The sequence below is a fragment of the Lutibacter sp. genome, assembly GCF_030692605.1.
Lineage (GTDB): Bacteria > Bacteroidota > Bacteroidia > Flavobacteriales > Flavobacteriaceae > Lutibacter.
Window position 1 is genome coordinate 76,321 of record NZ_JAUYUD010000105.1, and the last position, 7,257, is coordinate 83,577.

The 7,257-nt window shown below is 32.3% G+C and carries 5 protein-coding genes; 1 reads left to right on the forward strand and 4 read right to left on the reverse strand.

What is annotated here, in order from left to right; translation table 11 throughout:
- Positions 1-3: 3 nt before the first annotated feature.
- The 3 genes from Q8S45_RS10935 to rnpA all read right to left on the reverse strand — a co-directional run bounded on the left by Q8S45_RS10935 (position 4) and on the right by rnpA (position 3,844).
- Positions 4-1,692, reverse strand: coding sequence for a hypothetical protein (locus tag Q8S45_RS10935; RefSeq protein WP_305604639.1), 1,689 nt, complete (start codon positions 1,690-1,692; stop codon positions 4-6).
- A gap of 141 nt (positions 1,693-1,833) precedes the next feature.
- Entirely contained in the window at positions 1,834-3,471 is a 1,638-nt protein-coding gene (locus Q8S45_RS10940; protein WP_305604642.1) for a S41 family peptidase, read from the reverse strand.
- The gene (gene rnpA, locus Q8S45_RS10945; RefSeq protein ID WP_305604644.1) at positions 3,458-3,844 is read right to left on the reverse strand and encodes a ribonuclease P protein component; all 387 of its coding nucleotides are present in this window, start codon (positions 3,842-3,844) and stop codon (positions 3,458-3,460) included. Before rnpA ends, Q8S45_RS10940 begins: the two co-directional genes overlap by 14 nt.
- A 202-nt stretch (positions 3,845-4,046) precedes the next feature.
- Between rnpA and Q8S45_RS10950 the strand changes: the two genes are divergently transcribed.
- Positions 4,047-5,225, forward strand: a complete 1,179-nt coding sequence (locus tag Q8S45_RS10950) for an acyl-CoA dehydrogenase family protein (RefSeq protein ID WP_305604646.1) — start codon at positions 4,047-4,049, stop codon at positions 5,223-5,225.
- Between the two features lie 15 nt (positions 5,226-5,240).
- Here the strand turns inward: Q8S45_RS10950 and Q8S45_RS10955 are convergent.
- On the reverse strand, positions 5,241-7,257 hold a 2,017-nt coding region (locus Q8S45_RS10955; protein WP_305604648.1), incomplete at its 5' end, for a T9SS type A sorting domain-containing protein.

Below are 7,257 nucleotides of genomic sequence, written 5' to 3' on the forward strand. Positions count from 1 at the left end.
ATTTTATTTAAAAATTTGCTCTAATATTTTTTGAGTAATTACATAGGTAGGTTTAACACCTGTTGTTCCTAAACCTCCTGATGCTAAGGTACTTCCAGTTTCTAACGGATTATCTGAAGCGTAATATGCATACATTACTTTTACTTTTTTAGATATATTCCCTCTAATTTTAGACGCAGCCTGAATGGCTTTTTGATAATGCGCTCCTTCCATTTCCAACCCTGTTACTTTCCAAGTAGAACCATTAAAGTATTTCAAAATATCTTTATTTTGAAGTGATGTTCCTAACACGGTAATCATAGCTCCAGAATAAACTGCTAAACCGCAATCTTTAAACATTTTTACTTTTAGTTGATTTTTAAATGGGTAATTATCGGCTGTACCTTCAAACACATGTGCAGAAGGAATCATAATATCTCCTTTTCCACCTTCTAAAATTCCGGCTTTTCCCATTATAGAAATAGATTCTACATTTAGGTGCAACTTTCCACCGTTTTCTTTATAAGGTTTTAACAATTCGTCCATAGTTTCAAAGGCTTGCTCACCAAAAGCATAATCCATAACTATAAGCACTGGTTTTTCTTCGGCTATTTCACTAACATTTTCGCTATAAATTGTTTTGCTTAAATCAATTTTATCTGTATCAATAACCTGAACATTAATAATGGTCCCCGATGTATCTTTAATATAAGTTAATCCGTTCTCAGATGCGTATGTTATAACTTGCTTTCTTAAATCATCGTTTTCATCATTGCTTAAAAGTTCAAAAAGACCAATAAGATCTCCGTTTTTTATATGATTTGCTAAAACAATAGGAGCATAAATAGAATTCATAACACTGTGCAGATTAGCACTTATAATATGAATTGGTCTATGAATTAAGTTGCTTTCAACCAACACCTTCTTAATATTATTTGCCCAAATTTCGCCATAAATATGATGCCCAATTCGTTCTCTTAAAACTGGACTAAAAGTGATGGTTCTTTTTAAATTGGTTGTTCGTTCCTGTATTGCTATGTGACCAAGCCAATAAATTATCTGAAAGAATCGATCTGGATTATTTTTTTCGCTTAATGTACCGTGTACTTTTTGAGTTTCTTGAAAAGTTCTTCCCAAAATACTTGCCACATGAGCCAGCATAATATCGCGTTCATCTTTAGATAATTTTCTGTTATGAAGCACATTTTCTTCTAATTTTTTCCACTCTCTAATGGTATCTGTCTCTAGATTAATTAGAACTCGATCTGCTATTTTATGAGATTCTATAAATAAAAAAGTCAAGTGAGTTAAAATATCATATATTTCTGAACGTCCACGAGTTACCTCTATATTCATTTGATCTTTATCAATTCTAAAACAATTTCTTTTTCTTTTAGGAGGAATAATTGGGGTAAAATGAGAATTTGAATATCCTTCTTCTGAAGTTAAATTTATAAAACGACATTCGTCAATTCCATTAGGAAGCCTTTCGATAACATAAACCAATCCGTTTAATTCAACTTTTTCTTCGGCTATAGATCCGTAAATTTCAGGCCGAAGTAACAAAAGTGCTTGCCTCAGCGCATCTCCAGAAACGCCCATTGGCTTATAAAATCCTCTACTAAATAGATGACGCATAGAAATATATAAACGCTCAATAGCACTTGAAGATTCTTGCGCTCTTGTTCTTCCTTTTATTTTTGAGTTTTCCATATAAATGTTTTGGTTTGCAAAGATACAATTTATGTTATTATTTGCTTAATGCCCTTTCTGAAAAAGGTAAAAGGTAAAATGTGAAAGGTGAAGGGTTGAACGCTAATTTCACTTTCGAACGATTTACTTATACTTTTTTTACTAATTCTTTAATATAGATTGATATTTTTTTTGATTGTTTAAAATTGCCATTGCGTCTATAATGGTAGTGTCAAATGCAACTTTTTGCTTGTAAACACCTTCAACATTGTAATATCTTTTAACAATTTCTTCGGTTAATTTATGGGTTATTTCAGTTTTGTTTTTGACCAACTCTTTCATTTTTTCAGACTGAATTTCTTTTAAAAGATTTTCATAACTAATAGTGGTATTTTTATTCAAATTTTCTAAAGTCGCTTTCTGAAAAGCCTTTTTAAATTCCAACTCGGTTTCTGTTTCAAAGTTTGAATGATTATTAATTAAATAGCGCTCAAGTGAAACAAAACTCGATTCATTCAAATTAAATTTTGAAGGTTCTGCTATTGTTTTATTATTGTAAAAATAATCTGTTACATAATTAAAAAGGGCATCAGAATTCAACAAGGTTTCGGTTGTTTTGGTTAGATTTTGAGTGGCACTTTCAACATCGGGTAAAATTCCTCCACCACCATATACAATTCTACCATTTTCAGTTTTTAATTTCTCTCTTCCAACATCTGAAAATTTAGGTACAGTACCTTTTTCATCTCTATTGGTGTAATCTAATTCTTGAATGCATCTACCGCTTGGGGTATAATATTTTGAAATCGTTATTTTCATTTGAGTTCCATAAGACAATGGTAAAAATCTCTGAACCAATCCTTTACCAAAAGAACGTTGTCCAACTATTACCGCTCTATCATAATCTTGTAAAGACCCTGCCAATATTTCGGAAGCAGAAGCGGAACTATAATTGATTAAAATAGCAATTGGAATGGTTGGCTCTATTGGTTCAACATTAGTTTTAAAGGTTTCACTCCATTTTTCGAATTTTGCTTTTGTAGTAACAACCGTTTTCCCCTTTGGAATGAAAAAATTAGTGATTTTAACCGCTTCCATCAATAATCCCCCGGGATTACCTCTTACGTCTATAATCAATTTTTTCATTCCTTGATCTTTTAAAGCCTCCATTGCTTTTTTAATTTCTGATGAAGCCTTAGCGTTAAATGTAGTAAAGGCAATATAACCAACTTCGGCATCTAGCATTGTACTATACGGAACAGGATTTTCTTCCACTTTTTTTCGAATAACAGTAAATTCCATCATTTTTTGTAGGCGTTCAATTTGAAGATTTACCGTACTATTTGGCACGCCATTTAATAACATTGCAGCTCCTTTTTCATCAAAATCCTTTACCAAAACATCGTTAATTTTAATAATATTATCGCCTGGTTTTATCCCAGAATTTTCAGCAGGAGAATTTTTAATTATTTCCCTAACACTCAGTTTCTTATTTTTAAATAAAGTAATAGCTCCAATACTGCCAAAATCTCCAGTAGCTTCTATTCTGGCATCTTCAATATTTTGCTCATCGTAGTATCTTGTGTATGGATCTAAATTTTGAAGCATATTATTAATAGCTTGGTTGGTAATTTTTGCTGGATTAACCTCGTCTATATAATACCTGTTTAATTCTTTAAACAAGGTAGTATAAATGTCTATTTGCTTTGCTATTTCAAAAAAATCTGATTGAAACCCGACTGAAACCATTATAGTTATGGCTCCAAAAAAACCTATAATTATCTTCTTAATTTTGCTCATCTTCTTTTATTTTAATCAAATATTTTGCAGAAATTGTTTTAAAAGCCAAGGTTAAATCTTCATAATTTATTTCTTCTTTTGCCATAAAAATAAACATAAATACAGAAGGTGTTTTTATATTTTCTATAAATAATTGTTTGTTCAATCTATATACTTCGCGCAATACTCTTTTAATTCTATTTCGGTGTACCGCTAATTTAATATTTCTTTTAGGAACCGAAAAACCCGCTTTAATAAGTGCATTGTCGTCAAAACTATAAGGTAAATATATCAATTGCAACGGGTAAGCATTGATGCGTTTTCCTTCAGAAAATAAATCTTGAATAGCCGTTCTGCTTTTTAATTTTTCGATTTTACCTAATGTGTATTTCATGCCAACTAATTAAAATGGGATATAATCTGATGTGTTCAAAATGAATAACCTTATTGTTAATAAATCAAAACTGCTACTATTCCAACCAATATTCCTGTTATGTTTTTCTTTATACTACAAAAGTAACCATAAAAGAAATTTATAAAACAATTTAAAAGTGACATAAATTATTAAATTTGTGAGAATTAAAAATACATAAAATATGTCACAAGATTTATTCCAAGCTCCAGATTATTATTTGCTAGATGAATTATTAACCGAAGAGCATCTTTTGGTGCGTAATGCTGCAAGAGAATGGGTAAAAAGAGAGGTATCTCCTATTATTGAAGAAGCGGCTCAACAGTCCAAATTTCCAACTTCAATTATTAAAGGTTTGGCAGAAATTGGTGCTTTTGGGCCTTATATTCCAGAAGAATACGGTGGAGCTGGTTTAGATCAAATTTCTTATGGTTTAATTATGCAAGAAATTGAGCGTGGTGATTCAGGTGTTAGATCTACAGCTTCGGTGCAATCTTCGTTAGTAATGTATCCTATTTGGAAATATGGAAGCGAAGAGCAAAAACAAAAATACCTACCAAAACTTGCAAGTGGTGAATTTGTAGGTTGTTTTGGTTTAACAGAACCAGACCATGGTTCAAATCCAAGTGGTATGGTTACTAATATTAAAGACATGGGAAACCATTATGTCCTTAATGGTGCAAAAATGTGGATTTCAAACGCCCCTTTTGCAGATATCGCTATTGTTTGGGCAAAAAATGAAGAAGGTCGTATAAAAGGGTTAATTGTTGAGCGAGGTATGAATGGTTTTACAACACCTGAAACACATAACAAATGGTCTTTAAGAACTTCTGCAACAGGTGAATTAATTTTTGACAATGTTAAAATTCCAAAAGAAAATATCTTACCTCTTAAAGATGGTTTAGGCGCTCCACTGGGCTGTCTAGACTCTGCACGATATGGCATCGCTTGGGGAGCTATTGGAGCTGCTATGGACTGTTACGACACGGCATTGCGTTATTCAAAACAACGAGTTCAATTCGATAAACCAATTGGAGCAACACAATTACAACAAAAAAAATTAGCTGAAATGATTACTGAAATTACCAAAGCTCAATTATTAACTTGGCGTTTAGGGGTGCTTAAAAACGAGAATAGAGCTACTACTGCTCAAATATCTATGGCGAAACGAAATAATGTTGAAATGGCAATTAATATTGCTAGAGAAGCGCGCCAGATACTCGGCGCAATGGGAATTACTGGCGAATATTCTATTATGCGTCATATGATGAATTTAGAAAGTGTAATTACGTATGAAGGTACTCACGATATTCATTTGCTAATCACAGGACAAGATATAACTGGATTGGCTGCTTTTAAATAGGATTTAAAAATCAAATTATTCAATAATTATCTTCTTGCTGAATTTTCCATTAGTTGTATACACTTGAACAATGTAAACGCCTGTGGCTTGTTTTACAGGAAATGTTAACGTTCTTGCCGTATAATTGCCTTTCCACGTTTGTATGGTTTGTCCTAAATAATTAACCAATTGAATACTTGTAATATCAGCATCTACTATTTTTTTTATGGTTAATTCTGAACTGTGATTATTCATAAATACTTTTACACCTTCAATTATGGTCATTTCGTCTTTAGTAAATAATCTAGTTTGAAAAACTAACGAAAATCTATCTACATACTCGCCTTTTTCTAAATTAATTTCAAATGCTTGGTCGTTAATTTTATAGGTTTCACCGGTAAGATTGTCTTTAATTAAAATGGAAAAACTTTTGTCAATATTTTCAAGTTCATCTATACTTATTTTAATTAAACCACCTTTTTTTGTTTGAATTCCAAATGCAAATTCAGTATCTAAATTTAGCGTGTTTGTTGATTGAATTACGTATTTTTTATCTTCCAATATCCAATACATATCATCTTCAAAAATTTCATAAATTGGTGCATCATATCCCCAATCTATACCTTTTGTTGCATTTTTATCTATAGTGAGCAACAATTGACGGTGATTAATTTTAGGGGCATCGAAACCTATTCTTATTTTTTGTCGAAGATCAGAAAGGTCAGAACTAACATTTTTTTCGTTACTATTGCTCGGCTTCATAAAAACTGAATACGGATTCCCGAAACCATCTACCTGCGATTCCTTCACAAAAATACGTTGGCCGTTATTAAATTGAATTTGCCCTCCATCAGCATCACCAACAACAAAAAAGCCTTGCCCAACAGGTATATAACGGCCTGGTTTTCCCTTTACAGATGAACCTCCTCCTAAACCTATATATGCGGATGCTGGAACTCCGCCACCCAAACTGTAAGTTGCGTATCCTGCTTGGTACCCCGACAAATTATGGGTATCTCCTCCATAATGTTCCCAAAAATACAACGAGCCGTTATTTCCAATTGAAGCTGTTCCGGTTGGGCTATTATCATTAATAAATTGATTTGCATCTATTGCTGAAGGATAAGGATTGCTAATTAAATTATGAAACCCACCGTTTACTGTTAAATTAATTGTGCCATTATTTGGTTTACCAACAAAGGTGTAATTTTGTTCTGCATCGCTTGTATTAGATCCTTTCATTGTAAACCCTTGACCTATTTTTAAACTTAAATTATTACTTACGCGAAACCAAGCACTATAACCAAGGCCAGAATTTTCTAATTTGTACATCCAATACGTACTTAATTTTATAAGAGCTGGAGAAATAGAAGCTGCTCCATCAGCATATGTGTGAGAGGCCCCATAATCAATACTCCTAAAAGCTGTATTAGTACCATCTTTTAAAACTCCACCAATGGTATATTCAGTTCCATTTGTATTTACCGGAGATCCCCAATAGTTATATCTAAAACTATTTCCTGTGCCTTGCTGATCTATTTCAATAGATCCTATACTTGCCGGATTAAAAGTGCTACCTACTGCTTGTATCAACTGAGACTCATTATTTAAATCTATTACCCCATTTAAGGTAAGATTTGTTTTAATAAATAAATAATTATTATCAACAGTTAATTTGGAGCCACTTTCTAATAAGATATTTTCGACATAACCATTAGAACCAGCACTTAATACTGGATATCTAGTTATACCAGATGGTATAATTACATTCAAATTATTTGAAACACTAGGCACTCCACTACACCAATTTCCATCAGTATTCCAATCTGAATCAACTGAACCATTCCAAGTATTTGTTGCATTTGCTACAATTTGAACGAGTAAAGATCCTCCTGATGCACAAAATCCTAAGGTTGCTGTTACCGTATAACTTCCTGCCGGTGCTGTAATTGTATTTCCTGATTGAGTAACTCCTGTTGATGGAGTTACAGCATAGGTATAAGTAGCATTATAGTTTGTAATTATAAAACTTCCTGTTGAAGTTGAACACGTT